Source organism: Caballeronia arationis (assembly GCF_001544975.2).
GTDB lineage: Bacteria > Pseudomonadota > Gammaproteobacteria > Burkholderiales > Burkholderiaceae > Caballeronia > Caballeronia arationis.
The window spans coordinates 1-1,301 of record NZ_FCOG02000450.1; the positions used below are offsets into that span (position 1 = coordinate 1).

General features: G+C 55.7%; 2 protein-coding genes. Both read right to left on the reverse strand.

Annotated elements, in window-relative coordinates:
- Positions 1-51: 51 nt before the first annotated feature.
- On the reverse strand, positions 52-552 hold the full coding sequence (locus AWB81_RS43060) for a helix-turn-helix domain-containing protein (protein ID WP_062644685.1): 501 nt from the start codon (positions 550-552) through the stop codon (positions 52-54).
- 365 nt (positions 553-917) lie between these two features.
- Positions 918-1,214, reverse strand: a complete 297-nt coding sequence (locus AWB81_RS43065) for a response regulator (RefSeq protein WP_087135627.1) — start codon at positions 1,212-1,214, stop codon at positions 918-920.
- Positions 1,215-1,301: the final 87 nt, after the last annotated feature.

Sequence of the window (1,301 nt, forward strand, 5' to 3'; positions counted from 1 at the left end):
GCTCTATCAGTATCGGAATCGAGCTTCACTTGGCTAGCCGCGCACAATAATTCACCCATAGATTCCCCCGACGATCCAATTTTTTAGGTACGCGACCTCCGCGCGCAACCGCTGATTCTCGCGAAGCAGCTGGTCTGATTCCCCAGACAGCTTGGCTTTCGAGGACTGACTCGAGGTCTTTTTCCTGGCTGGCATCGAAACATCCTGCCCCGACGGGCGCATACCCTTCAGCGAACGAAGCTCTCCCCGCGCTTTCTGTTGCTGCCACGTCGTGATGCTGTGCGGATTGCTGATATTGTAAATGGCAGCCAGCTCTCGACGGGAAAGGTTCTCGACCACGCCCCGGTGCAACACCTCAAGCTTGAACTCAAGGGTGTAAGCACAACGCTGCCGGATAAGCCCGGCGTTACCATGGTGACGATATGCCGCGACCCATCGCCTCACCATGCTTTCCGCAATACCGAATTTCCTGGCAAGGAGCTTATAGCCCCCTTTGCCAGCGAGGTACCCGCGAACCACCTTCCCCTTGAACCTTACATCGAATTTCCTCACGGAACCTCCAACGTCGTGTCCAACTCTTGGGGGTCAGTTCAAATCCGGGGCGGTTCAAATACCTCTTGGTTCCGTGTTGAGGCCCACTCCGCGCTGTGGCGTCCGACGGCCCGGCGAGGTGTCGCTGCCCCCGAGGGTCGCTAGCGTTCGTGACCAGTATTTGTACAGCTCGTCTTTTCGCCGGTAACACAACTACACCCTGTGTGACGTGCGGTCTACATAACGTTCACACGGTTCACCGTCGTGCGCTATGTAAGAGGGCTCGGTGGGTCTACAGGAAAGTGCAGCCGATGGGCGGAGGTACCTGCCCGAATGCGCCGTGAACAAGTCGACGGTCTGAGAGATTCGAAAATAAAGCAGCGAATCTATCCCTTTGTTCGGCTACACAACTGCTTGACCGTGGTCAAAAACAATCGGATGCGAGCTGGTTTTACAAAGCAGGCATCCCACTGCTCTGTTCCATCGGGACGAGGTGGTGCGGACGAGTGAACGAGAATCGGGACGTTAGCGAGCCCTGGCTGTGCTTTCATGCGACGGCATAATTCTGCCCCGTCCATTAGGGGCATCATCCAGTCTGTGACTACGAGGTGCGGCAACTCCTGTTTGAGCAAGTCGAGCGCCTCACAGCCATTATTGGCACAACGTACCTGGTAGCCCTCCATACTTAGGATCTGGTCTTTACCCACATCTTTGGCGGGTTGACTTGTAAACTGCGACGCGTGATGTTAACTTCCGCCCATACGACATTT

Coding starts and splice junctions, on each gene's coding strand:
- AWB81_RS43065 (WP_087135627.1), bottom strand. CDS start 1,214: ATGGAGGGCTACCAGGTACGTTGTGCCAATAATGGCTGTGAGGCGCTC.